Origin of the sequence: Microbacterium galbinum (genome assembly GCF_023091225.1) — a bacterium.
GTDB classification, from domain to species: domain Bacteria; phylum Actinomycetota; class Actinomycetes; order Actinomycetales; family Microbacteriaceae; genus Microbacterium; species Microbacterium galbinum.
On the sequence record NZ_JAHWXM010000001.1, the window covers coordinates 526,407 to 548,494 of the forward strand.

Consider the following 22,088-nt stretch of genomic DNA (forward strand, 5'->3'; position numbering starts at 1 on the left):
CGCAGCCGCGATCGTCGAGCCGCGCGCGTTCGCGAAGGAGAGCTGGATGACAGACCAGGATTCGACCCGGACCCCCTACGTCCCCAACGAGTCGGTGCACCCGTGGCGTCGTTTCGTCGCCATCGGGGATTCCTTCACCGAGGGCATCGGCGACCCCGATCCCACGAACCCCGGGGGCCATCGCGGCTGGGCCGACCGTGTCGCCGAGGTGCTCGCGGCGCAGGTCGACGACTTCGCCTACGCGAACCTCGCGGTCCGCGGCAAGCTCATCTCCCAGATCGTGCACGACCAGATCGAGCCGGCCGTCGCGCTGCACCCCGATCTGGTGTCGATCTGCGCCGGCGGCAACGACGTCATCCGCCCCGGAACCGATCCCGATGCGATCGCGGCACAGCTGGAGGATGCCGTCACCCGGCTCGCCTCCACCGGCGCGGCCGTGCTCCTCTTCACGGGCGTCGACACCGCATTCACGCCGGTGTTCCGCGGGTTCCGAGGCAAGGTCGCGATCTACAACGAGAACGTCCGCGCGATCGCCGAGCGGCACGACTGCATCGTGGCCGATCAGTGGGCTCTGAAGGTCGTGCAGGACATGCGGTTCTTCGACGACGACCGCCTGCACTACAACTCCCTCGGTCACCACGAGGTCGCGCGCATGGTGCTGCGCGCGCTGAACGTGCCGAACGATCTCGAGTCGCTGCAGCCGGAACCGCTGCCGATCCGCACGTGGCGCGAGGCCCGGGGCGAAGACCTCGGCTGGGCGCGCGAACACCTGGTGCCCTGGGTCCTGCGCCGGTTGCGCCACCAGTCCTCCGGAGACCACATCGCGGCGAAGCGCCCGGAGCCGTCGCCGATCATCTTCCCCGATAGCCACTGATCCCCGTGCGCATCGTCGTCTCCGGCACGCATGCGAGCGGCAAGAGCACTCTGATCGCGGACTTCCTCGGCCTCCATCCGGGCGTCGATCATCTCCCCGATCCGTTCGAGGTGCTCGGCGAGGGGCAGGACGATCCCGGGCCGGCGTCGTTCCTCGCCCAGCTGACGATCAGCGCCCGACGGCTCGTCTCGCTCGACCCGCACGAACGCGTGATCGCGGAGCGCGGCCCGCTCGACTTCCTCGCCTATCTTCGGGCCTGGGAAGACCTGGGCCGGGGAAGTGTGCCGGCAGAGGTCCTCGGGCGCGCCGAGGCGGTCTCCGCCGACGCGATGCGGGATGTGGACATGGTCGCGACTCTGCCGTTGAACGCGCACGACCGCATCTGGGTGCACGACGAGGAGGATCCCGCGCTGCGCTCCGCGATGGATGCCGCCCTCCTCGAGATCTACGACGATCGCGACCTGCGCGGAGATCGCGCGACGGTCATCGAGCTCACCGGGGATCGGGAGGCTCGGCTCAGCGCGCTCGCAACTGCGGTCGGCGCCCTCGACAGCGCCTCGGGCCTCGGCTAACGGGTCGCGTAGAAAGCGACCGCCGATGCGGCGGCCACGTTGAGGGAATCCACGCCCCCCATCATCGGGATCGTCACCCGGCGGTCGAGGATCGCGTCGGTGGCGGGCGTGATGCCATGGCCCTCGGTGCCGAACACCAGCGCGAGCCTGTCATGATCCTCGGCGACGAGGTCGTCGAGAGTGATCGCTCCCTCGCCCAGCGTCATGCCCGCGACGACGTAGCCGGCATCCTGCAGTTCATGGATACCCGTGGGCCACTCCGGGATCCGCGTCCAGGGCACCTGGAACACGGTGCCCATCGAGACGCGCACCGCGCGGCGGTACAGCGGGTCCGAGCAGTCCGGCGAGATGAGGATCGCGTCGACGCCGAGCGCCGCGGCTGACCGGAAAAGCGCCCCGATGTTCGTGTGGTCGGCGAGCCCCTCGAGGATCGCGATGCGCGACCGAGCGTTCTTCTGCTCGCCCAGGGTCTCGGCGACCGACGGCAGGGGCGGACGGTGCATCGACGCGATCGCCCCGCGATGGACAGCGAACCCGGTGACCGCCTCGGCGACGTCGTCGGGCACCACGTACACGGGCACGTCGAACCCGGCGACGATGCTGCGGATGCCGTCGAGCCGCCGCTCCTGCACCAGCACCGACCTCGGCGAATGCCCCGCACGGATCGCGCGCTCGATCACCTTCGACGACTCGGCGATGTACAGTCCGCCGGCCGGTTCCCGGATGCTCCGCAGGGCCGTGTCGGTGAGCGACCGGTATTCGTCGAGTCGCGGGTCCGTCGACGAGTCGATGTGCAGGATGTCCATAGACTCCCACCTTCCCATGCGCGGGCCGTGCCTCGAGGGAGCCGGGCATCGGCCGGCCCCGTAGAATCACACGGGGAGGATCAGTGACCACGATCGCAGACGACGAGCTCCGGCTCCGCATCGAGAAGGCGGCCGACCTCCTGCGAGGTCGACGCATCGCCCTCCTCACGGGCGCGGGCGTCTCGACGGACTCGGGGATCCCCGCCTATCGCGGCGAGGGCGCCACGCCGCGGAGCAACCCGATGACGATCCAGACCTACCTCGGCGACGAGGCCGCGCGGCGGCGCTACTGGGTCGGCGGTCATCTCGGATGGCGCGCGTTCGCCCGCGCCGATCCGAACCCGGGGCACCGTGCGCTCGCGGAGATGGAGTCCGCCGGCGTCGTCAGCGGTGTGATCACGCAGAACGTCGACGGTCTGCACCTGCGAGCCGGGAGTTCGCACGTGATCGAGGTGCACGGCACGATGCGCCGCGTGCTGTGCCTGCACTGCGGACAGGTCTTCGACCGCCGCGACGTCGCCGGGCAGATCGAAGAACTCAACCCCTGGATCACGGTGCCGGAGAACGTGCCGCTCGCGCCGGACGGCGATGTTCTCCCCGAGAGCATCGAGGGTTTCGTGATCCCCCGATGCACCGTCTGCGACGGCATGCTCAAGCCCGATGTCGTGTTCTTCGGCGAGTACGTTCCGCAGGACCGCTTCCGCGCCGCGGAGTCCCTGCTGCGGTCGAGCACGGCGATGATCGTCGCCGGCTCCTCCCTCGTCGTGAACTCCGGCGTGCGGCTCGTCGAGCGCGCGCGCCGCCGCAGCATCCCCCTGATCATCGTCAACCGCGAGCCGACCCGCGCGGATGCCTGGGCCGATGTCACCATCGCCGCCGGCACCAGCGACGTGCTCCCCGCCCTGCAGGAGCTTCTCTCGTGACTCTGCTCACCCTCGTCCGCCACGGCCAGACCGACTGGAACCTGGCCCGCCGTATCCAGGGATCGACCGACATCCCGCTGAACGACACCGGCCGGGCCGATGCCCGATGGGCGGCGGAACAGCTCGCGGACGGCGTGCACCACACCATCTACGCGAGCCCACTGAAGCGAGCCCATGAGACGGCGGAGATCATCGCGGCGGAACTCGGACTCGACGCTCCCGCACTCGATGCGGATCTGCGCGAGCGCGAGTTCGGCGAGGGCGAGGGCATGCTCGTCGCCGACTATCTCGAGACCTACGGCGACTGGGACGCCGAGGTCCCCGGCGCCGAGACGCTCCAGGGTGTGGCTGATCGAGCGCTCAGGGCGCTCGATCGGATCGCCCTCGATGCGCGTCGCCGTTCGGCTCCCCTTGCGGAGTCCGTCATCGTGGTCGCGCACGGTGGCGTGATCCGCTCGCTGATCGACCACGTCTCGGGAGGCACGCTCCCCCGCGTCGGCGACATCATCCGCAACGGCTCCGCAACGCGGTTCGAGGCGTCCCCGGGTTCGCTGCGCCTGCTCGAAGAGACCGTTCTGCTCTGAGAGGCGTGGGCGGTCGCGTGCCCGCTCAGTTCACCCGCGCGACGATCGACCGGGCGTGCCGCAGCACCGGTTCGTCGATCATCCGGCCCTCGAACCGGAAGACGCCCCGCTCCTCCTCGGCCGCCGCGAGCACTCCGCGCGCCCACTCGACGCTCGCCGGATCGGGACGGTAGGCCGCGCGGATCACCGGCACCTGCGAGGGGTGGATGCACGCCGTCGCGCGGAACCCGGAGGCGACGGCATCCGAGGCCTCCTCCTCCAGGCCGTCGACGTCGTCGATGTCGACGTGCACGGCGTCGATCGCGCCCTTGCCGTGCGCTCCGGCGGAGAGCAGGACCCGCGTGCGCGCGTATCGGGCGACGTCGCGGTACGTGCCGTCCGGACGACGGCTCGATGTGCCGCCGAGCGAGGCGACCAGATCCTCCGCACCCCACATGAGGGCGACGACCCGCTCGTGCTCCGCGATGCTCTCGGCCGCCTGCACCCCTCGGGCGGTCTCGCAGAGAGCGATCACGGCATAGTCCGTGTCGAAGACGTCGAGCGCCGACGGATCCTCGGTCTTGGCGACCATGACCGTCCGGAACGGCGATGCCGCCACGGCGGCCAGATCGGCGGCGAACTCCGCACTGCTCGGTGCGTTGACGCGCACGATGACGCGCGCCGGGTCGAGGGCGGCCGTCCGCACGTTCTCACGCGCGGACGCCTTCGCCCCAGGGAGCACGGCGTCCTCGAGGTCGAGGATGACGGCATCCGCTCGTTCCACCGCTTTCGCGAATCTCTCCGGACGGTCCGCCGGGCAGAACAGGAGCGCGGGCCCCAGGTCGAAGGTCATGAGGTCTCCTCGGGCCGGCGGTGCACGAGCACCGAGCGGGTGGCGGTCGCGACGATCGTGCCGTCCTGGTTGCGGCCGGTGTGGGCGATCTCCACGATCCCCTGGGTCGGACGCGACGACGAGGGCCGCATGCCGGTCACGACGCTCTCGGTGTAAAGGGTGTCGCCCGCGAAGAGCGGATGCGGGAAGCGGATGTCGCCGAGTCCGAGCTGTGCGACGAGCGTGCCCTGCGTCAGCTGGGCGACCGACGCGCCGACCATCGTCGAGAGCGTCCACATCGAGTTCATGAGGCGGTCGTGGAAGGGCTCCTGCGCCTCGGCGAACGCCGCATCGAGGTGCAGGGCCTGCGTGTTCATCGTGAGGGTCGTGAACAGCACGTTGTCGGCCTCGGTGGCCGTGCGACCCGGGCGGTGCAGATAGCGGGTCTCGAGTTCGAACTCCTCGAAGTACATGCCCCTCTGGACGATCTCCTGCGCGCTCATGCCCCCACGCTACCCGGCGAGTCCGAGGCCCCGCGCGATCACGAGCAGCTGCACCTCGGTGGTTCCCTCGCCGATCTCGAGGATCTTCGAGTCGCGGTAGTGGCGCGCCACGGGGAACTCGTTCATGAACCCGTTGCCGCCGAAGATCTGCGTGGCATCGCGGGCATTGTCCATCGCCGCCTCGCCCGCGACGAGCTTCGCGATCGCCGCCTGCTCCGCGAACGGGCGGCCCTCGTCGCGCAACCGTGCCGCATGGTGCCAGGCGAGACGGGCCGTGTGCACACGCGCCCGCATGCGTGCCAGCGTGAACTGGGCGTTCTGCCGGGTGCTCAGCGCGCTGCCGAAGACCGTGCGGCTCTTCGCATAGGCGACGGCCTCCTCGAGGCAGCCCTCGGCCGCGCCGGTGGCGAGTGCGGCGATGGCGATGCGCCCCTCGTCGAGGATGCTGAGGAAATTGCGGAAGCCCTCTCCCCGCTCACCGAGCAGGTTCGCGGCGGGAACCCGCACCCCGTCGAGGGTGAGCGGATGCGTGTCGGAGGCGTTCCACCCCACCTTGTCGTACGGCGCTTCGACCGTGAAACCGGGAGTGCCGTTCGGCACGATGATCGTCGAGATCTCCTTGCGACCGTCCACACTCCCCGTCACCGCCGTGACGGTCACGAAACGCGTGATCGGAGTGCCGGAGTTCGTGATGAACTGCTTGGTGCCGTCGACGACCCAGTCCTCGCCGTCGAGTCGTGCGGTCGTGCGCGTGGCACCGGCGTCGCTCCCCGCCTCCGGTTCGGTGAGCCCGAAGCCGGCCAGGGCGCGGCCGGCGAGCAGGTCGGGGAGCAACTCGTTCTTCTGCGTCTCCGTGCCGAAGCGGAAGATCGGCATGGCGCCGAGGCTCACACCGGCCTCGAGCGTGATCGCGATCGACTGATCGATCCGGGCGAGTGCCTCGATCGCGATGCCCAGCGCGAGATAGTCACCGCCCTGTCCGCCGTACTCCTCCGGGAAGGGCAGGCCGAACAGTCCGAGATCTCCCATCTGCGCGACCACGTCCATCGGCAGGGTGTGCGTGCGGTCCGCCTCGTACGAGCGCGGAGCGACGACGGTCTCGGCGAACTCGCGCACCATGCCGGCGAGTTCACGCTCCTCGGGGCTCAGGTCGTCCATGTGTCTGTCTCCTCCGTCGTCGTATCCGTCATCACGCGCACGACGGGTTCGCCGCGCCGCACCTGATCGCCCACGGCCACGAGCACCCGCACGACACCGTCGTGCGGAGCGAGCACCGGGTGCTCCATCTTCATCGCCTCGATCGACACGAGCGCTGCTCCCGCCCTCACGCGGTCGCCATCCTGCACGTGCACCGCGACCACGCTCCCCGGCATGGGCGCACGCCCTTCCGGCTCGGTGGCGGATGCCGCGTCGGACCGGGCAGCGAGGCGACGATCGAGCGCTGCGCGACGGTCGAGCGGGCGCAGGCGCACGCCGCGCCCGTCCTCGGCGACCCAGATCGCTCCGTCCGCATCGGCTCGTGCGACCGCGTGGCGCCGCACGCCGTCGAGGGGTGACGCCTTCACGACGGCGTCATGGTCGGTGAGGAACACTCGCGCCGCTGCGGCCGACGGAACACCGCTGAGACGCCATCCAGAGGCGTCGTTCCACGGGAACAGCGCATCGGCGTCCGCCGGGTCGGAGAGCACGACCCGCGAAGCCGCGTCGAGCATGCCGGGTGACGGCGGCTCCGGTGCGATCGGGAGCAGGGTCTCGATGAGCCCGGTGTCGAGGTCGCCGGCTCGCACGCGCTCGTCCTGGCAGAGGGTGCGCAGGAACGCGATGTTCGTCTCGACACCCAGCACGACGGTGCGCGAGAGAGCGGTGTCGAGACGCCGCAGTGCGGTCTCGCGATCGTCTGCTACGGCGATGATCTTCGCGATCATCGGGTCGTAGAACCCCGATACCTCGGATCCGGTCTCGACGGCGGAGTCGACGCGCACACCCGGCGGGGGTGTGAAGAGCAGGACGGTCCCCGTCGAGGGTACGAAGCCCCGTTCGGGCGCCTCGGCGTAGACGCGCGCCTCGACCGCATGACCGTGCACGACGGGCCCGGCATCGAGGGCGAGCCCTGCAGCGACGCGTAACTGCAGCGCCACGAGATCGAGACCCGTCACCTCCTCGGTGACCGGATGCTCGACCTGCAGGCGCGTGTTCATCTCGATGAAGAACACCTCCGTCGGGTCGTCGGCGTCGATCAGGAACTCGACCGTGCCCGCCCCGATGTACGACACGCTCTCGGCAGCGCGCACCGCCGCCCGGAAGAAGTCCTCACGGGTGGCGGCGGAGATGCCGACCGACGGCGCCTCCTCGATGACCTTCTGGTGCCGCCGCTGGAGCGTGCATTCGCGCTCGCCGAGGGCGATGACCGTGCCGTGGACGTCACCGAACACCTGCACCTCGATGTGCCGGGGACGCCGGAGCAGGCGTTCGAGAACCAGGGAATCGTCGCCGAAGGCCGCTGCCGCGACGCGGCGTGCCGAAGCCAGCGCACCGGACAGATCGGATGCCGCCGCGACGACCTCCATCCCCTTCCCGCCGCCGCCGGCACTCGGCTTCACGAGCAGCGGGTAGCCGACGGCATCCGCCTCGTGCGCGATCCGCTCATCGTCGAGCCCCGCGGCGTCGAAGCCCGGGACCACGGTCACGCCGTGACGCACCACATGCTCGCGGGCACGCGCCTTGTCACCCATGATCTGCAGCGCCTCGATGCCGGGGCCGATGAAGACGATGCCGTTCGCGCGGCAGGCTTCGGCGAGGCCGACGCTCTCGGAGAGGAAACCGTAGCCGGGGTGAATGGCCTGGGCGCCCGTGTCGACGGCCGCCGCGATGATCGCGTCGATGTCGAGGTACGAAGCGCTCGCCGGGGCCGGGCCGATCCGCACCGCCACATCCGCCTCGCGCACGTGAGGGGCATCCGCGTCGGCGTCGCCGTAGACCGCGACGCTGCGGATGTCGAGCGCGGTGAGGGTGCGGATCACGCGCCGTGCGATCTCGCCGCGGTTCGCGACGAGGACCGTGTCGAAGTGGTGCTCGCTCATCCCGCTCACATCCGGAAGACGCCGAAGCGCGGTTCGGGCAGCGGCGCGCGCGAGACGACGTCGAGCGCGAGCCCGAGCATCTGCCGCGTCTGCTGCGGGTCGACGATCCCGTCGTCCCAGAGGCGGGCGGTCGCGTAGTACGGCTCGCCCTGCTCCTCGTACTGGGCACGGATCGGTTCTTCGAAGTCCGCGCGCTGCTGCGGCGTCCAGGACTCTCCGCGGCCGGTGAGCTGGTCCTCCTTCACGGTCGCCAGGACGGACGCCGCCTGGTTGCCGCCCATCACCGAGATCCGGCTCGCGGGCCAGGTCCACAGGAAGCGCGGCGAGTAGGCGCGCCCGCACATCGAGTAGTTGCCCGCGCCGAAGGATCCGCCGATGATCACGGTCAGCTTCGGCACCCGGCAGCTCGCGACCGCGGTGACCATCTTCGCGCCGTCCTTCGCGATCCCGCCGGCTTCGGCGTCGGAGCCGACCATGAAGCCGGTGATGTTCTGCAGGAAGAGGAGCGGGATGCCCCGCTGATCGCACAGCTCGATGAAGTGCGCTCCCTTGAGCGCGGACTCGCTGAAGAGCACGCCGTTGTTCGCGACGATGCCCACGGGATGCCCGTGTATCCGGGCGAAGGCGGTCACCAGTGTCGTGCCGTACTCCGATTTGAACTCGCGGACGCTGCCGCCGTCCACCAGGCGATCGATCACCGCGTGCACGTCGTACGCGGCGTTGACGTCGACGGGGACCACGTCGTACAGCGACCCCGCTTCGTCGGGTTCGCGCGTCGGGACGACCTCCCAGACCGGCTCGCGCGGTGCCGGGAGCGTGCGCACGATGTCCCGGAGGATCTCGAGCGCATGTTCGTCGTCCTCGGCGAGGTGATCGACGACGCCGCTGCGGCGCGCATGCATCTCTCCCCCGCCGAGCTCCTCCGCCGTGACGATCTCGCCGATCGCGGCCTTCACCAGCGGCGGACCACCGAGGAAGATCGTGCCCTGCCCGCGCACGATGACCGTCTCGTCGCTCATCGCCGGCACGTAGGCGCCACCCGCGGTGCACGATCCGAGCACCGCCGCGAGCTGCGGGATGCCCTCGGCCGACATCCGCGCCTGGTGGAAGAAGATGCGACCGAAGTGGTCGCGGTCGGGGAAGACCTCGTCCTGCTTGGGGAGGAACGCCCCGCCGGAATCCACCAGGTAGAGGCACGGCAGACGGTTCTCACGTGCGATCTCCTGAGCGCGCAGATGCTTCTTGACCGTTATCGGGAGGTAGGTGCCGCCCTTCACGGTCGCATCGTTGCAGACGACCATCACGTGCCGGCCGTGCACCAGTCCGATGCCGGCGATCACTCCGGCTCCCGGCGCTTCGCCGTCGTACAGCCCGTCCGCCGCGAGTGGCGCCACCTCGAGGAACGGACTCCCCTCGTCGAGAAGTCGGTCGACGCGCTCGCGCGGCAGGAGCTTCCCCCGGGTGACATGGCGCTGGCGCGAGGCCTCCGGGCCACCGAGCGCTGCGGCGGCGAGTCGCGCGTGCAACTGCTCGGCGAGGGCCTGCTGGGTTGCGGGCATCGCGGTGTCCTCCTCGACACGCTTCGGCGCAGCCACGGTGCTGGCGCTGCACACGATCTTTCGGTTAGTGTGCACTAACCCGATGATTCAGGTTAGCGAGGATTAACTGAGATGACAACCCCGGTCACCGCTCGTGATCGCGCCAAGGCGGAGCGCTCGGATGCCATCCGGCACGAGGCCGCGCTGCTCTTCGCCGCCCGCGGGTACAACGGCGTCAGCCTCGAGGACATCGGGGCCGCTGTGGGCGTCTCCGGCCCCGCCGTCTACCGCCACTTCGCGGGGAAGCAGGCGCTGCTCGGTTCCGTGCTCGTGAAGGTCAGCCACGATCTGCTGACGGGTGGCACACGGGTGGCGACCGCCGACGCGGATGCCGAGGAGAGGATGGAGGCGCTGATCCGCTTCCACGTCGACTTCGCTCTGCGGAACGCCGCGGTGATCCAGGTGCAGGACCGGGATGTCGTGCACCTGGCCGACGACGACCGCGCCGATGTCCGGCACGTGCAGCGCGACTACATCGAACTGTGGATCGACACGCTCGCTCCCCTGCTTCCAGCCGACCGCGACGAGCTGCGCCTGCGCGTGCAGGCCTGCTTCGGCCTCATCAACTCCACGCCGCACAGCACCCGTGCTGCGGCGCGCCGCCACGCGGCCACCGGCGACGTGCTGGCGCGCATGGCCTCCGCGGCGCTGCGCAGCTAACCGAAGAGCATCGCCCGACCCGGCTCCTGCAGCACGTCGGCGACATCGCGCAGGAATCGCGCACCCTCGGCCCCGTCCACCAGACGGTGATCGAACGAGAGGCTCAACGTCATCATGTCGCGCAGCGCGATCTCGCCGCGGTGCTCCCAGGGCTGGCGTCGGATCGCACCCACCGCGAGGATTCCCGACTGCCCCGGGGGCAGGATCGGCGTGCCGGCATCGATGCCGAAGACCCCGATGTTCGAGATCGAGAACGTGCCGCCCTGGAGTTCCGCCGGTGTGGTCTTCCCCGCGCGAGCCGTGGCCGCGAGATCGCGGATCGCATCCGACATGCCGCCGAGGCCGAGACCCTCGGCATCGCGGATGTTCGGCACGATGAGTCCGCGGTCCGTCGCCGCAGCGATACCGAGGTCCACGTAGCGGTACTGGACGATCTCCCCGGCAGCCTCGTCCCAGTGGGCGTTCAATCCCGGCGTTCGACCGAGCGCCAGACACACGGCCTTGGCGACGACCGCGAGCGGGCCGATGCGGTGCTCGCTCCAGACACGATCGGCGCGGAGCGAGTCGAGCAGTTCGACCGTGGCCGTGACGTCGACCGTGTGGAAGACCGTGACGTGCGGCGCGGTGAAGGCGCTCTCGACCATCGCGGCCGCCGTGTGCTTGCGCACGCCCCGGATCGGGATGCGCACCTCGCGCGCCCCCTCCTCCGATGCGCCGAACGCGGGAGAGGTCTCGCGCCGTGGCGCCGCGGCCGTCCGGCCTCCGGCCTCCGCCCCGGACGAGGCGAAGGAATCGATGTCTGCGCGGGTGATCACGCGATCGCCGACGACGGCCGCGACCACGGCGAGATCCACGCCCGCGCGCTTCGCATACGCGCGCACGGGCGGGGTCGAGCGCGGGCGCTCCACGACCGGTGGCTCGGCGGTGACCGAGGGGGACGCGTCGTGCGGTGCGGCCTCGATCACGGCCGCATCGATCACCGGCACGCTCGTTGCTGCGCGCCGCGCGCGCCGTGCAGGCCGCCCCGACGTCGACGGGGCCGCCCCGTATCCGACGAGATTGGGCTGAGCCCGCTCCGCTCCGGCCGTCGGAGCGGAGGCATCCGCTTCCTCGCCCACGACCTCGAAGGCGATCAGGGGCGAGCCGACCGCGACGGTCTCTCCGGCGTCGGCGTGCAGCTCGGCCACCGTTCCCTCATAGGGCGAGGGGAGCTCGACGACCGCTTTCGCCGTCTCGACCTCCGCCAGCGTCTGGTTGAGCGCGACCTGCTCACCGGGAGCGACCAGCCATTGCACGACCTCGGCCTCGGTGAGGCCCTCGCCGAGGTCGGGGAGTCGGAACTCGGCGATCATGCGTCCACCCCCGTTCGCGCGCCGCGATCGAGCACGCGATCCACCGCATCCAGCAGCCGGTCGAGATCGGGAAGGTGGTACTTCTCGAGCTTCGCCGGCGGGTACGGCACGTCGTGCCCCGTCACCCTCAGGGGCGCCGACTCGAGGTACTCGAAGCAGAACTCCGTGATGCTCGCGATCACCTCGGCGGCGACACCGGCCTCCCGTGAGGCCTCGTGCGCGACGACGACGCGACCCGTCTTGCGCACGGAGGCGGCCAGTGTGTCGTAGTCGACCGGCGAGAGGGAACGCAGATCGACGACCTCGATCGACACGCCCTCGTCCTCCGCGGCCGACGCGGCCTCGAGCGCGGTGGACACCATCGCGCCGTAGGTGACGAGGGTCACATCCGTCCCCCCGCGGACCACCTGAGCGAGCCCCATCGGTACGGCATCCGCGAGCGGCGCATCCAGGTCGACCTCGCCCCTGTGATGGTAGAGGCGCTTCGGTTCGAAGAAGATCACCGGATCGTCGGAGGCGATCGCCTGTCGCAGGCTGCGATAGGCGTCCTCGGGATTCGAGACGGCCACGACGCGCAGCCCCGCGGTATGGACGAAGTACGCCTCGGGCGATTCCGAGTGGTGCTCGGCGGCGCCGATGCCCCCGGCCCACGGGATGCGGATCGTGATCGGCATCTTCACCCGCCCCTGCGTGCGGTAGTGCAGCTTCGCCACCTGCGCCACGATCTGATCGAAGGCCGGATACACGAATCCGTCGAACTGGATCTCGACCACCGGGCGATAGCCGCGGAAGGCGAGTCCGACCGCCGTCCCGACGATCCCGGACTCCGCAAGCGGCGTATCGATCACACGACCGGCGCCGAACTCGTCGAGGAGGCCGTCGGTGATCCGGAAGACGCCGCCGAGCTTGCCGATGTCCTCGCCGAGGAGCACGACCCGGTCGTCGTCGCGCATGGCCCTCCGCAATCCCGCGCCGAGCGCCTTGCCCAGAGTCAGCTCCGTCATGCCGTCGCCTCCTCGAAGCCGGCGAGGTACTCGGCGTACTCCTCGCGTTGGCGGTCGAGACCCGCGTGCGGTTCGGCGTAGACACCGTCGAAGACCGCCAGCGGCGGACGGGTCACCATGCCGAGGCACTGCGCCCGCATCTCCTTGGCGACCGCGTCGGCGGTCTCCTGCGTCTGCGCGACGTACTCCTCCGACAGCTCGCCCGCGGCGCGCAGGTGCGCTTCGAGACGGCTGATCGGGTCGCGGCGGCGCCACGCGTCGAGCTCGCCCTCCGGCCGGTAGCGCGTGGGGTCGTCGGCAGTCGTGTGCGGCCCCATCCGGTAGGTGACCGCCTCGATGTAGGCGGGTCCCCTGCCCGAACGAGCGTGATCGAGCGCCCACCGCATCGCGGCGAGGCAGGCGAGGACGTCGTTACCGTCGACCCTCAGGCTCGGGATGCCGAAGCCCGGGGCGCGACCGGCGATCGGGTACTGCGACTGCACCGCCACCGGCTCGGAGATCGCCCAGTGGTTGTTCTGGCAGACGAAGACGACGGGGGCGCGGTACGAGGCCGCGAAGATCATCGCCTCGTTCACGTCGCCCTGACTTGTGGCACCGTCGCCGAAGTAGGTCACGGCGACCTCATCGGCCCCCTCGTGCCGGATGCCGAGCGCATAGCCGACGGCGTGCAGCGTCTGCGCACCGATGATGATCTGCAGCGGTGCGACCCGCAGTGCGGCCGGATCGTACGCCGATCCCTCTTCACCGCGCCACATGCGCACGTAGTCGCCGGGCTGAGCGCCCCGGGCATAGATGACGCCGGTCTCGCGGTAGCTCGGGAAGACGTAATCGCGATCCTCCAACGCCCGGGCGGTGCCGATCTGCGTCGCCTCCTGCCCCTGGCACGGCGCCCAGAGGCCTAGCTGACCCTGCCGCTGGAGCGCGACGCCCTCGGCATCGATCCGCCGCAGCACCACCATGTCGCGCAGCAGTCCGCGCAGCACGTCATGGTCGACGTCGGCGACGAAGGGGTCGAGTTGCGGATGCCGCACGCGGGTGCCGTCCGGAGCGAGGAGGCGCTCGGCGAGCTCCAGATCCTGCTCGGTGTCAGCGATGGGAGTGATCTGCGGTGACATCATCGTCCTCCTCGTTCTCAGCAGCCCTCGTGAGGCTCTCGCGCTGGAGCCGGCGACGATGCCGGCATGCCCCGAGCGTACGTCCGCTGAACACGTCGCTCAAGCATCCGAGAGGGGCTTGAGCATGTTGCCAAGCATCCGAGGAATCCGTCCTGCTATCGTTTGGCACTATGCCAGGACTGGACCGCACCGACCTCGAGATCCTCGCCGCTCTCGCCGACGACCCGCGCGTCACGATCGTCGCGCTCGCAGAGACCCTGCGGCTGTCGCGCAACACGATCCAGGCGCGCATGACCCGGCTCGAGCAGACCGGGATCTTCCTCTCCTACGAACGCGCCTTCTCCCCCGACGTGCTGGGTTTCCCGCTGCAGGCGTTCGTCAGCATCGGAGTGCGGCAGACCGAGCTCCCGCGCATCATCAACGAGCTCGCCCGCATCCCGGAGGTCGTGCAGGCGCACGGGCTCAGCGGCTCGATCGACCTGCTCGCACGGGTCGCCTGCCGCGACGCGCGTCACCTCTTCGACACCGACGCGCGGATCCTGTCGATCGAGGGCGTGGAGCGCACCGAGACGTCTCTCGCGATGGGCGAGGTCATCCCGTTCCGCGTCGCCGGACTCATCGGCCTCGCGCGACGGGAATCCGGAGGAAGCGTCTGATCGCACCGGCGGCCTCGGCCGGCGTCTCGTAGTGGATCAGGTGACCGACCTCGGCGATCTCGACGAGCGACGCGTCGTCGAAGAGCGTCGCGAGCGTGCGCTCGGCCTCGATCGGCGTGATGTCGTCGCGCTGCGCGGCCACCAGCAGCGTCGGGACGTGGATGTCGGGAGCGAACCCGCGCACGTCGTGCGAGACGCTCGCCACGAAGGCGTCGCGGAGCACGTCGCGATCCGAGAAGCGCGAGAAGTACGTGTCGTGCTGATCGTGGATGAATCGGCGCAGAGCGGGGTCGGAGGTCTTGGCCATCGTGATGCTCATCACCCGCACGATGAGGCGGTTGCGCAGAAGCGCGGTTCCGAGGCGTTCGGGCAGACGCGCTCCCAGGGCGTAGTACAGCACGGCGAGCCGTGTCATCACACCCTTGGGGCCTTCCAGCGCCGGCGCCCCGATGGGATTGAGGAGGATCAGGCGGGGCGTCACGAGCCCGCGCGCCACGGCCGCGGACGTGACGATCGACCCGAACGAATGGCCGAGGATGACGGCGCCGGGGGCGACCTCGGCCACGAAATCGCCGAGCCACGCCGCGTACTCGTCGAGGTCGTGCGTGCGTCCGGGAAGCGGAGCCGTCTCACCGAAGCCGGGCAGATCGGGCGCGATCACGCGTGCCTCCGGGAGGAAGGCGAGAACGGGCTCCAGCCCGTGATGCTCTCCGCGGAAGCCGTGCACGGCCACGATCGTGGTCTCGGCATCCTCGGGGCCGTACACCCAGTACGCCGTCGTGCCACCGCGCACTTCTGCCTCCCGTCGCTCGACGGGGAGTCGAGCCAGGCGGTCAGTGTACGGAGAGGGCACGGTCATGTCACGAGTCTACGGATTCCCGAGCGCCTCCCTCCGAATGTCCGAGCCCGGATCTAGCGTGGGCCCATGGCCGACGATCTCCCGCTCCCGCCCTGGCTGCGCCGTGTCGGCGTGTTCGACCTGGAGACGACGGGGATCGACGTCACATCCGATCGCATCGTCACCGCGCATGTCGGCGTGCTCGACGCCGAGGGCCACCAGATCGTGGCCCGTACCTGGCTCGCCGACCCCGGTGTCGATATCCCGGAGGGAGCGACCGCGGTGCATGGCGTCACGACCGCTCGGGCACGGGCGGAGGGGCGCCCCGCACGCGAAGTCGTCGCCCAGGTGCTGATCGCCCTGCGTTCGCTCCTCGATCAGGGCATCCCCGTCGTCGCGTACAACGCCTCCTACGACTTCTCACTCCTCGCGCACGAGGCCGTCCGACACGGACTGGCCCCGCTGTCCGATCCCGCGCCCATCATCGATCCCTTCGTGATCGACAAGGCCGTCGATCGCTACCGCAGGGGCAAGCGCACTCTCAGCCTCGTCGCCGCCCATTACGCGGTGGCCCTCGACGGCGCACACGAGGCCGCGGCCGACGCCATCGCCGCGGGCCGGGTCGCCCAGGCGATCGCGCGACAGTTCTCGCTGCCCGACACTCTCGACGATCTGCACACGCGGCAGATCGGGTGGGCACGGGCTCAGGCGGAGAGCCTGACCGAGTACTTCATCAGCATCGGCCGCCTCGATCCGGAAGACGCGGTCGACGGTACGTGGCCGGTGCGTCCGCACGCCGTCGACGCGGCCAACCCGCTCCTCTGACGATCGCGCGATCACGGCCGATCGCGGAGCCGACGCGCCTCGGCGATCTCGGCGCTCCGTCGCGCCTGCTTGCGGACCACCCGTGATCGATCCCGCAGCGGGAGGCGCGGACTCGCCTCTGCCGGGATCCCCGCGCTCAGCTCCCGCGCACGCTCCAGGGACGCATCGAACTCCACTCCGAGAACGAGAGCGAGGTTCGCGATCCACAGCCAGAGCAGAAGCACGATGATGCCGGCGAGCTGCCCGTAGACGCGCTCGTAGTCGACGATGCTCGAGACGTACAGACCGAACGCGAGAGAGGCGATGGCGAGAACGACGATCGCCAGCGCCGCACCCCAACTGAGCCAACGGAATCGCGGATGACGGATGTTCGGCGCACGGTCGTACAGGAAGGCGACGGTGGCGACCACGATCACGACCAGTATCGGCCAGCGCGCGATCCGCCAGACCAGGAGTGCGGCCTCTCCGCCGCCGAGCTGCTCGCCGATGGCCGCGGCGACGGACGAACTCGCGGCGCCGACGGCCACCGCAGCCGCCGTGGCGAGGAGCACGACGAGCGCCACCGCCACCTGCATGGACTTGAGAGCCCATGGCGAGCGTCCCTCGTCGACGTCGTAGACGCGATTCATCCCGCGGCCGAGGACGGCGATGTATCGGGCGACGGCCCAGATCGTGAGTCCCATACCGATGATCAGCGCGGGGCCCGCGAGAGCGGAGTCCGCGAGGCCGTCGACGGCGACTGCGATCGTCATCGCCGTCTCCTCGGGCGCGACGGCGCGCACGACCTCGAGAACGAACGTCACCGCCGTGGAATCGCTTCCGAGGAGGCTGACGACCGAGACGCCGACGAGCATGGCCGGCACGAGGGCCAGCACGGAGTGGAAGGTCAGCGCCGCCGCGATGTCGGCAGCGCCGTCGTCGGCGAACTTGCGCGCGGTTCCGCGCGCCACGAAACGCCAGGACCTGGCGCCGAGATCGTGCGGTGCCGGCGGGCCGTCCGACTGTTGAGTCGCCATCATCCTCCTGAGAGTCGGTGCCGAACTTTGCACACGACGGCGCCCGGGAACAAGGGGGTTGACGCTGTGTGACGCCCGCCGCTATCCGTGAATATGAGCAGCATCACCGTCCGGTACCATCCGAACGCACTGGAATATATCGGTGGCGCCACGAGGGGGACGCGGTGAGGTTCAGATCATACGAGGTCGAGCGGGTCGAGGAGACCTGGCGGCAATACGTTCCCTCTGCCTCCTTGCAGCGCGTGGATCCGAATCGCTTCATGTTCGACTGGACGTCGGCCGAACTCGGAAGTCTGACGCTCGTGCGGTACGACCTCGCGGCGGAGGTGCAGTCCGTCGCGCAACCGGAGAACGAGCTCCTGGTCTGCCGGGTCGCCGCGCCCAACGCCGAGGTCGGCTCCGGGAGGGAGTCCATCGACGCCGGCCAGCCGTGGTTGACCGACGGCGCGCAGGTGCATGCGCGCTGGGAGCACACCGCGCGCGTGCGCGCCCTGGTGATCGACCGGGCGGCGGCGCAGGCACGCGTACGCCAGATCACCGGAGACGACAGACTCACACTCCGATCGTCCGGCCTCGCCCCGCGCGACGAGGAATCCGGACGCCACTGGGAGCGCACGGTCGCGTATCTCGAGGATGCGGTCGCCGAGACCGCCGCCGACGGCATCCTGCGCGCCGAGCTCGAGCGCCATGCGCTGGCGGTCACGTTGTCGGTCTTCCCCACCAGCATCCACGATTCGATGTCGCGCGCGGCTCAGCGCGGGGCCGCTCCGATCGCCGTGCGACGAGCACTCGTGTTCATCGACGAGAACGCGCACCGCCCGATCACGATCGACGACGTCGCCGCTGCCGCGTTCATCTCGACACGCGGCCTGCAGTACGCCTTCCGCCGGGCGCTGGACTCGACTCCGGCCGAGTACCTGCGCCGCGCGCGTCTGGCGGGCGCGCATCGCGACCTCTCCGACGGGGGCCATGGTTCGATCGCGGTGGTCGCACGACGCTGGGGTTTCAGCCACCCGTCGCGCTTCGCCGCGTCATACCGTTCGGAGTACGGGGTGGCGCCGTCGGCCACCGCGGCGCAGGCGCGCAGATGACATCGGGCGCACGGACGTTTCGCGTCAGCGGCGCGTCGTTCCGTGCGGGAGACCGAGCGTCGCGGGGCACCGTAGAGTCCGATTGTGGGCAGTCTCTACTACGGCGATAGCGCCGAACCGATCGGCATCGAGGATCGCGCACTCGCGCACCTGAAGGTCGTGATCTCGACCAAGCTCCGGCGCAACGAGAGCTTCACGCTGTCGTGGAAGCACCCGGAGACGGATGCCGTTGGCCGATCGACGATCTGGTTGCACCCCTCCATTCCCCTCCGCTTCGTCTTCGATGAGGCGGAGCCGCCGGAACTGAGCCGCCAGTGGATCGAGGCGCTCGCCCATTCTGCGAACTCGACCGGCGGGATCGCTCTGATCGATGAGCAGATCAGTTCCGATGCGCCTCTGGAGGCCTCGCGCGGCTGACCCGCCCCTCCATTCAGTGCACTCCAAGGTTTGAAGTGCAAACTTGCACTCTATGGAGAACAATGCACCTTCGCTCCGCGATGTTCGCAAGCGCGAGACCATCCGCGCACTCACCGACACGGCTCGACGCCTGACGATCGAGCGCGGCTTCGCCGGGTTCACCGTCGAAGAGGTCTGCGCCGAGGCGGGGGTCTCCCGCCGCACGTTCTTCAACTACTTCGAGAGCAAGGACAACGCGGTCTTCGGATACACCGAAATCGATCCGCGCCTCGTCGAGCTCGACGACGAGTTCGTGGCGAAGAGCGGTGACCTGCTCGACGACTTCGTCGACGTCGTGGTCCGTCGCTGGGAGATGCTCGACCCGCTGTCCGACGCCCCCGCCCTCCTCCAGGTGATCGAGCACGAACCGCGACTGCTGAAGGGCGCGTTCGAGCGATTGGCCGAGAACGAGCGCCGCGACGTCGCCCTCATCGTGCGCCGCGAAGGCGCCGATCAGACGATGCGCGCCGAGGTCGTCGTCCACACCGTCGGCGCCTGCATCCGCCTGGCCGTCGCTCAGATCCTGGATCACCAGTCCCCCATCCCGTTCGGCCGACTCGTCGCCGAACGCCTCGACATCGCCCGCGACCTCTTCACCTCCGCACAGAAAGACCACTGAATGTCCACCACCGCCACGGCAGATGCGCCCTTCCTGCTCACCAAGCGCCGCATCTGGATCATCTTCAGCGCCCTGATCGCCGGGATGCTGCTCTCCAGCCTCGATCAGACCATCGTCTCGACCGCGATGCCGACGATCGTCGGCGAACTCGGCGGCGTCGACCATCAGGTGTGGATCACCACGGCCTATCTCCTCGCGACCACCATCGTCATGCCGATCTACGGCAAGTTCGGCGACGTGCTCGGCAGACGGAGCCTGTTCCTCGTGGCGATCGCGCTCTTCACCCTCGCCTCGGTCGGCTGCGCGTTCGCGACGGACTTCTGGATGTTCGTCGTCTTCCGCGCGCTGCAGGGCCTCGGCGGCGGCGGATTGATGATCCTCTCGCAGGCGATCATCGCCGACATCGTTCCGGCAAACGAGCGCGGCAAGTACATGGGCCCCCTGGGTGCGGTCTTCGGCCTCTCCGCTGTGGCCGGGCCGCTGCTCGGCGGCTTCTTCGTCGATCACATGACCTGGCAGTGGGCGTTCTACATCAACATCCCCGTCGGCATCGCCGCGTTCATCATCGCCCTCGTCGCCCTCAAGCTCCCCAGCAAGAAGGCCGAGAAGCCGATCGACGTGTTCGGGGTCATCTTCCTCTCGATCGCCACGACCTGCCTCATCTTCTTCACCGACTTCGGTGGCGACAAGGACTTCGGCTGGTCCTCGATGGCCACGTGGGCCTGGGGCGCGGGACTGATCGTCGCGGCGACCGCGTTCGTGATCACCGAGTCCCGCGTGCAGGACCCGATCATCCCGCTGAGCCTGTTCCGCAATCCGATCTTCGTGAACGCCACCGCGATCGGGCTGGTTCTCGGCATCGGGATGTTCGCCGCGATCGGCTTCGTGCCGACCTTCCTGCAGATGTCCTCCGGCACCTCCGCCGCGGCATCCGGACTGCTGATGATCCCGATGATGGTGGGACTGATCGGAACCTCGATCTTCTCGGGCATCGCGATCTCGAAGACCGGTCGCTACAAGGCCTATCCGATCGTGGGAACGGTCCTCACCGGCATCGCGATGGTCGCCATGACCACACTGTCGGCCGAGACGCCCATCTGGCTCATCTGCGTGTTCCTGTTCGTCTTCGGCGCCGGACTCGGCCTCATCATGCAGGTCGTCGTGCTGGTCGTGCAGAACGCCGTTCCGGCTGGTGAGATCGGTACCGCGACGAGCACGAACAACTACTTCCGCGAGGTGGGGGCTTCTCTCGGGACGGCGGTGTTCGGCACGATCTTCACCACCCGTCTCACCGAGAACCTGCTCGGCGTGTTCACGGATGCCGGAGCGTCGTCCTCCGACGCCGCGCAATCCGCCGCGACGATCGACCCGGCCACCCTCAACTCACTGCCCGACGAGGTGCGCGACGGAATCGTCACCGCGTACGCCGACGCCCTCGCTCCGGTGTTCTGGTACCTCGTGCCGTTCATCGTGCTCGCGCTCGTGCTCTCGCTGTTCCTCAAGCAGATCCCCCTGTCGGATCAGGCAGGACTCGTCGCGCGGGGAGAGGCCATCACGGGCGAGGAAGCCGAGAAGCTCGAGGCCGAGCTGCGTGCGCGGCCGACGCCGGGCGCCCACGGCGATGCCCCGGACGCCCCGTCCGGATCGGATGCCGAGACGAGGCGTTCCTCCCGGTGATCAGACGGAAGGCCCCGGCGCATGCGCGCCCGGGGCCTTCCGTCTGCGGTGACATCGGACTCAGCGCACCTGCAGCGGTGTGCCGAGGGGCAGGAGCTGGGAACGGAACGGTTCAGCGCCACCGGAATACTGATATCAGACTCAATTCCTTCGCATACAGTCATCTGTTCATACGGAGTCCAGGTTCGCGCGCGCCCGATCGAGGGCATCGGAGGCGACCTGGACGGCCTCCGTCGCCGTGGCCACGCGCGATCTCGCCGCGTCGGCGTCCTGCCGCGCACCGTCCAACTCGACGCGGGTGCGCGCCAGCTCCCGCTCGAGAGCGACGACGTGGGCGCTCGCCTCGTCGATGCGACGGTCGGCGTCGCGGCCCGCGCTCTCCGCCGCGGCCCGCGCGCGTTCGGCGGACGCGACGGCATCCTCGGCATCGCGCACGGCACGCTCGGCCTGACGTTTGCGACGCCGCTCCGCCAGCTCGTCCACCCGGTGCTGGGGAGCGGCCTCTTCTCCGCGAACCGGTCCCCCGGCCACGACGTCGCCGAGCGCCACGCTCTCGGAGGGGTCGATCTCCCGGATGAGGCGTCCGGATGCGACGGCGATCGATGCCGCCTCGTCGAAGAACGCCGCGCCGATCGTCTGCTGCACGGCATCAAACGTGCCCGGAGTGACCTTCTCGCCGCGGGCGATCGCGAGGTCGCGGGCCTGTTCAGCGAGCCTGCGTGTCAGCGCCCGGCGCTCGCGACCGAGCCGAGCCAGTGCCGGCGCATCGAGATCGTCCTGAGCTTCACGGAGCTCGCGAGCGAGTCGCAGCGCCTCACCCAGCTCCGCAGCGCGTTCCTGCGCGAAGACGTTCACCACCCAGGCGGCGATCGACGGCTTGCGCAGCGTCGCGATCTCCGCCGCGAGCCCGCGGTCGGAGGCCTGTTTCGCGCTCGCACGACGGGCGCTCACGAACTCGCCGAGTGGACGCACGTACAGCTCGGTCGCGATCGTCGTCAGCTCGTCGCCGGCCGTCATGCTCCGAACGC

Annotated in this window: 23 protein-coding genes; 11 read left to right on the forward strand and 12 right to left on the reverse strand. The window is 69.6% G+C overall.

Annotation, left to right across the window (positions count from 1 at the left end; all coding sequences use genetic code 11):
- Positions 1 to 46: 46 nt before the first annotated feature.
- Together KZC52_RS02630 and KZC52_RS02635 are read left to right on the forward strand one after the other, a co-directional pair.
- Entirely contained in the window at positions 47 to 874 is an 828-nt protein-coding gene (locus tag KZC52_RS02630; protein WP_247622512.1) for an SGNH/GDSL hydrolase family protein, read from the forward strand.
- A 5-nt stretch (positions 875 to 879) separates the two neighbouring features.
- On the forward strand, positions 880 to 1,446 hold the full coding sequence (locus KZC52_RS02635) for a DEAD/DEAH box helicase family protein (RefSeq protein WP_247622513.1): 567 nt from the start codon (positions 880 to 882) through the stop codon (positions 1,444 to 1,446).
- Here the strand turns inward: KZC52_RS02635 and KZC52_RS02640 are convergent.
- Positions 1,443 to 2,252, reverse strand: coding sequence for a TrmH family RNA methyltransferase (locus KZC52_RS02640; RefSeq protein WP_247622514.1), 810 nt, complete (start codon positions 2,250 to 2,252; stop codon positions 1,443 to 1,445). The two genes, KZC52_RS02635 and KZC52_RS02640, sit on opposite strands and share 4 nt — an antisense overlap.
- An 83-nt stretch (positions 2,253 to 2,335) precedes the next feature.
- Between KZC52_RS02640 and KZC52_RS02645 the strand changes: the two genes are divergently transcribed.
- Together KZC52_RS02645 and KZC52_RS02650 are read left to right on the forward strand one after the other, a co-directional pair.
- On the forward strand, positions 2,336 to 3,175 hold the full coding sequence (locus KZC52_RS02645) for a Sir2 family NAD-dependent protein deacetylase (RefSeq protein ID WP_247622515.1): 840 nt from the start codon (positions 2,336 to 2,338) through the stop codon (positions 3,173 to 3,175).
- Complete coding sequence (locus KZC52_RS02650) at positions 3,172 to 3,759, forward strand: histidine phosphatase family protein (protein ID WP_247622516.1); 588 nt, start codon at positions 3,172 to 3,174, stop codon at positions 3,757 to 3,759. Before KZC52_RS02645 ends, KZC52_RS02650 begins: the two co-directional genes overlap by 4 nt.
- 25 nt (positions 3,760 to 3,784) lie before the next feature.
- Here the strand turns inward: KZC52_RS02650 and KZC52_RS02655 are convergent, their stop codons facing one another.
- From KZC52_RS02655 to KZC52_RS02675, 5 genes are read right to left on the reverse strand one after another with little or no spacing between them, the layout of a single operon-like run.
- Complete coding sequence (locus tag KZC52_RS02655; protein ID WP_247622517.1) at positions 3,785 to 4,591, reverse strand: HpcH/HpaI aldolase/citrate lyase family protein; 807 nt, start codon at positions 4,589 to 4,591, stop codon at positions 3,785 to 3,787.
- The gene (locus tag KZC52_RS02660) at positions 4,588 to 5,073 is read right to left on the reverse strand and encodes a MaoC family dehydratase (RefSeq protein WP_247622518.1); all 486 of its coding nucleotides are present in this window, start codon (positions 5,071 to 5,073) and stop codon (positions 4,588 to 4,590) included. The genes KZC52_RS02655 and KZC52_RS02660 overlap by 4 nt, the downstream gene beginning before the upstream one ends.
- Before the next feature lie 9 nt (positions 5,074 to 5,082).
- A complete protein-coding gene (locus tag KZC52_RS02665) occupies positions 5,083 to 6,231 on the reverse strand; it encodes an acyl-CoA dehydrogenase family protein (protein WP_247622519.1) in 1,149 nt (382 codons plus the stop codon).
- Entirely contained in the window at positions 6,219 to 8,153 is a 1,935-nt protein-coding gene (locus tag KZC52_RS02670) for an ATP-binding protein (RefSeq protein WP_247622520.1), read from the reverse strand. The genes KZC52_RS02665 and KZC52_RS02670 overlap by 13 nt, the downstream gene beginning before the upstream one ends.
- A gap of 5 nt (positions 8,154 to 8,158) precedes the next feature.
- Positions 8,159 to 9,712, reverse strand: coding sequence for a carboxyl transferase domain-containing protein (locus KZC52_RS02675; protein WP_247622521.1), 1,554 nt, complete (start codon positions 9,710 to 9,712; stop codon positions 8,159 to 8,161).
- Positions 9,713 to 9,823: 111 nt separating this feature from the next.
- On the opposite strand from KZC52_RS02675, the gene KZC52_RS02680 reads away from it, so the two are divergent.
- On the forward strand, positions 9,824 to 10,411 hold the full coding sequence (locus KZC52_RS02680) for a TetR/AcrR family transcriptional regulator (protein WP_247622522.1): 588 nt from the start codon (positions 9,824 to 9,826) through the stop codon (positions 10,409 to 10,411).
- Here KZC52_RS02680 and KZC52_RS02685 read toward each other — a convergent pair.
- From KZC52_RS02685 to pdhA, 3 genes are read right to left on the reverse strand one after another with little or no spacing between them, the layout of a single operon-like run.
- Positions 10,408 to 11,763, reverse strand: coding sequence for a dihydrolipoamide acetyltransferase family protein (locus tag KZC52_RS02685; protein ID WP_247622523.1), 1,356 nt, complete (start codon positions 11,761 to 11,763; stop codon positions 10,408 to 10,410). The genes KZC52_RS02680 and KZC52_RS02685 overlap by 4 nt on opposite strands.
- A complete protein-coding gene (locus KZC52_RS02690; RefSeq protein WP_247622524.1) occupies positions 11,760 to 12,767 on the reverse strand; it encodes an alpha-ketoacid dehydrogenase subunit beta in 1,008 nt (335 codons plus the stop codon). The genes KZC52_RS02685 and KZC52_RS02690 overlap by 4 nt, the downstream gene beginning before the upstream one ends.
- On the reverse strand, positions 12,764 to 13,882 hold the full coding sequence (pdhA, locus tag KZC52_RS02695) for a pyruvate dehydrogenase (acetyl-transferring) E1 component subunit alpha (protein ID WP_247622525.1): 1,119 nt from the start codon (positions 13,880 to 13,882) through the stop codon (positions 12,764 to 12,766). Before pdhA ends, KZC52_RS02690 begins: the two co-directional genes overlap by 4 nt.
- Before the next feature lie 170 nt (positions 13,883 to 14,052).
- Between pdhA and KZC52_RS02700 the strand changes: the two genes are divergently transcribed.
- On the forward strand, positions 14,053 to 14,538 hold the full coding sequence (locus tag KZC52_RS02700) for an Lrp/AsnC family transcriptional regulator (protein ID WP_247622526.1): 486 nt from the start codon (positions 14,053 to 14,055) through the stop codon (positions 14,536 to 14,538).
- On the opposite strand, the gene KZC52_RS02705 is transcribed toward KZC52_RS02700, so the two are convergent.
- On the reverse strand, positions 14,498 to 15,397 hold the full coding sequence (locus KZC52_RS02705; RefSeq protein ID WP_247622527.1) for an alpha/beta fold hydrolase: 900 nt from the start codon (positions 15,395 to 15,397) through the stop codon (positions 14,498 to 14,500). The two genes, KZC52_RS02700 and KZC52_RS02705, sit on opposite strands and share 41 nt — an antisense overlap.
- A 66-nt stretch (positions 15,398 to 15,463) precedes the next feature.
- Between KZC52_RS02705 and KZC52_RS02710 the strand changes: the two genes are divergently transcribed.
- Positions 15,464 to 16,201 (forward strand): exonuclease domain-containing protein, encoded by a 738-nt coding sequence (locus KZC52_RS02710; RefSeq protein ID WP_247622528.1) that lies wholly within the window; start codon positions 15,464 to 15,466, stop codon positions 16,199 to 16,201.
- 11 nt (positions 16,202 to 16,212) lie between these two features.
- Here the strand turns inward: KZC52_RS02710 and KZC52_RS02715 are convergent, their stop codons facing one another.
- Positions 16,213 to 17,217, reverse strand: a complete 1,005-nt coding sequence (locus KZC52_RS02715; RefSeq protein ID WP_247622529.1) for a YihY/virulence factor BrkB family protein — start codon at positions 17,215 to 17,217, stop codon at positions 16,213 to 16,215.
- Between the two features lie 164 nt (positions 17,218 to 17,381).
- On the opposite strand from KZC52_RS02715, the gene KZC52_RS17515 reads away from it, so the two are divergent.
- The 4 genes from KZC52_RS17515 to KZC52_RS02735 all read left to right on the forward strand — a co-directional run bounded on the left by KZC52_RS17515 (position 17,382) and on the right by KZC52_RS02735 (position 21,060).
- Complete coding sequence (locus KZC52_RS17515) at positions 17,382 to 18,308, forward strand: helix-turn-helix transcriptional regulator (RefSeq protein ID WP_247622530.1); 927 nt, start codon at positions 17,382 to 17,384, stop codon at positions 18,306 to 18,308.
- Positions 18,309 to 18,392: 84 nt separating this feature from the next.
- The gene (locus tag KZC52_RS02725) at positions 18,393 to 18,725 is read left to right on the forward strand and encodes a DUF7882 family protein (protein WP_247622531.1); all 333 of its coding nucleotides are present in this window, start codon (positions 18,393 to 18,395) and stop codon (positions 18,723 to 18,725) included.
- A gap of 52 nt (positions 18,726 to 18,777) precedes the next feature.
- Positions 18,778 to 19,383 (forward strand): TetR/AcrR family transcriptional regulator, encoded by a 606-nt coding sequence (locus KZC52_RS02730; protein WP_247622532.1) that lies wholly within the window; start codon positions 18,778 to 18,780, stop codon positions 19,381 to 19,383.
- On the forward strand, positions 19,384 to 21,060 hold the full coding sequence (locus KZC52_RS02735; protein WP_247622533.1) for an MDR family MFS transporter: 1,677 nt from the start codon (positions 19,384 to 19,386) through the stop codon (positions 21,058 to 21,060).
- A 168-nt stretch (positions 21,061 to 21,228) separates the two neighbouring features.
- Here KZC52_RS02735 and KZC52_RS02740 read toward each other — a convergent pair whose 3' ends face one another.
- Positions 21,229 to 22,077 carry a transposase gene (locus tag KZC52_RS02740; protein WP_247622534.1) on the reverse strand — a complete coding sequence of 283 codons (849 nt, stop codon included), beginning with the start codon at positions 22,075 to 22,077 and terminating at the stop codon, positions 21,229 to 21,231.
- Positions 22,078 to 22,088: the final 11 nt, after the last annotated feature.

Bases quoted from the DNA above. Each gene is read 5' to 3' on its own strand.
- KZC52_RS02630 (WP_247622512.1), top strand. From the start codon at position 47: ATGACAGACCAGGATTCGACCCGGACCCCCTACGTCCCCAACGAGTCG.
- KZC52_RS02640 (WP_247622514.1), bottom strand. From the start codon at position 2,252: ATGGACATCCTGCACATCGACTCGTCGACGGACCCGCGACTCGACGAA.
- KZC52_RS02655 (WP_247622517.1), bottom strand. From the start codon at position 4,591: ATGACCTTCGACCTGGGGCCCGCGCTCCTGTTCTGCCCGGCGGACCGT.
- KZC52_RS02660 (WP_247622518.1), bottom strand. From the start codon at position 5,073: ATGAGCGCGCAGGAGATCGTCCAGAGGGGCATGTACTTCGAGGAGTTC.
- KZC52_RS02665 (WP_247622519.1), bottom strand. From the start codon at position 6,231: ATGGACGACCTGAGCCCCGAGGAGCGTGAACTCGCCGGCATGGTGCGC.
- KZC52_RS02670 (WP_247622520.1), bottom strand. From the start codon at position 8,153: ATGAGCGAGCACCACTTCGACACGGTCCTCGTCGCGAACCGCGGCGAG.
- KZC52_RS02675 (WP_247622521.1), bottom strand. From the start codon at position 9,712: ATGCCCGCAACCCAGCAGGCCCTCGCCGAGCAGTTGCACGCGCGACTC.
- KZC52_RS02680 (WP_247622522.1), top strand. From the start codon at position 9,824: ATGACAACCCCGGTCACCGCTCGTGATCGCGCCAAGGCGGAGCGCTCG.
- KZC52_RS02685 (WP_247622523.1), bottom strand. From the start codon at position 11,763: ATGATCGCCGAGTTCCGACTCCCCGACCTCGGCGAGGGCCTCACCGAG.
- KZC52_RS02690 (WP_247622524.1), bottom strand. From the start codon at position 12,767: ATGACGGAGCTGACTCTGGGCAAGGCGCTCGGCGCGGGATTGCGGAGG.
- pdhA (WP_247622525.1), bottom strand. From the start codon at position 13,882: ATGTCACCGCAGATCACTCCCATCGCTGACACCGAGCAGGATCTGGAG.
- KZC52_RS02700 (WP_247622526.1), top strand. From the start codon at position 14,053: ATGCCAGGACTGGACCGCACCGACCTCGAGATCCTCGCCGCTCTCGCC.
- KZC52_RS02705 (WP_247622527.1), bottom strand. From the start codon at position 15,397: ATGACCGTGCCCTCTCCGTACACTGACCGCCTGGCTCGACTCCCCGTC.
- KZC52_RS02710 (WP_247622528.1), top strand. From the start codon at position 15,464: ATGGCCGACGATCTCCCGCTCCCGCCCTGGCTGCGCCGTGTCGGCGTG.
- KZC52_RS02715 (WP_247622529.1), bottom strand. From the start codon at position 17,217: ATGGCGACTCAACAGTCGGACGGCCCGCCGGCACCGCACGATCTCGGC.
- KZC52_RS02730 (WP_247622532.1), top strand. From the start codon at position 18,778: ATGGAGAACAATGCACCTTCGCTCCGCGATGTTCGCAAGCGCGAGACC.
- KZC52_RS02735 (WP_247622533.1), top strand. From the start codon at position 19,384: ATGTCCACCACCGCCACGGCAGATGCGCCCTTCCTGCTCACCAAGCGC.
- KZC52_RS02740 (WP_247622534.1), bottom strand. From the start codon at position 22,077: ATGACGGCCGGCGACGAGCTGACGACGATCGCGACCGAGCTGTACGTG.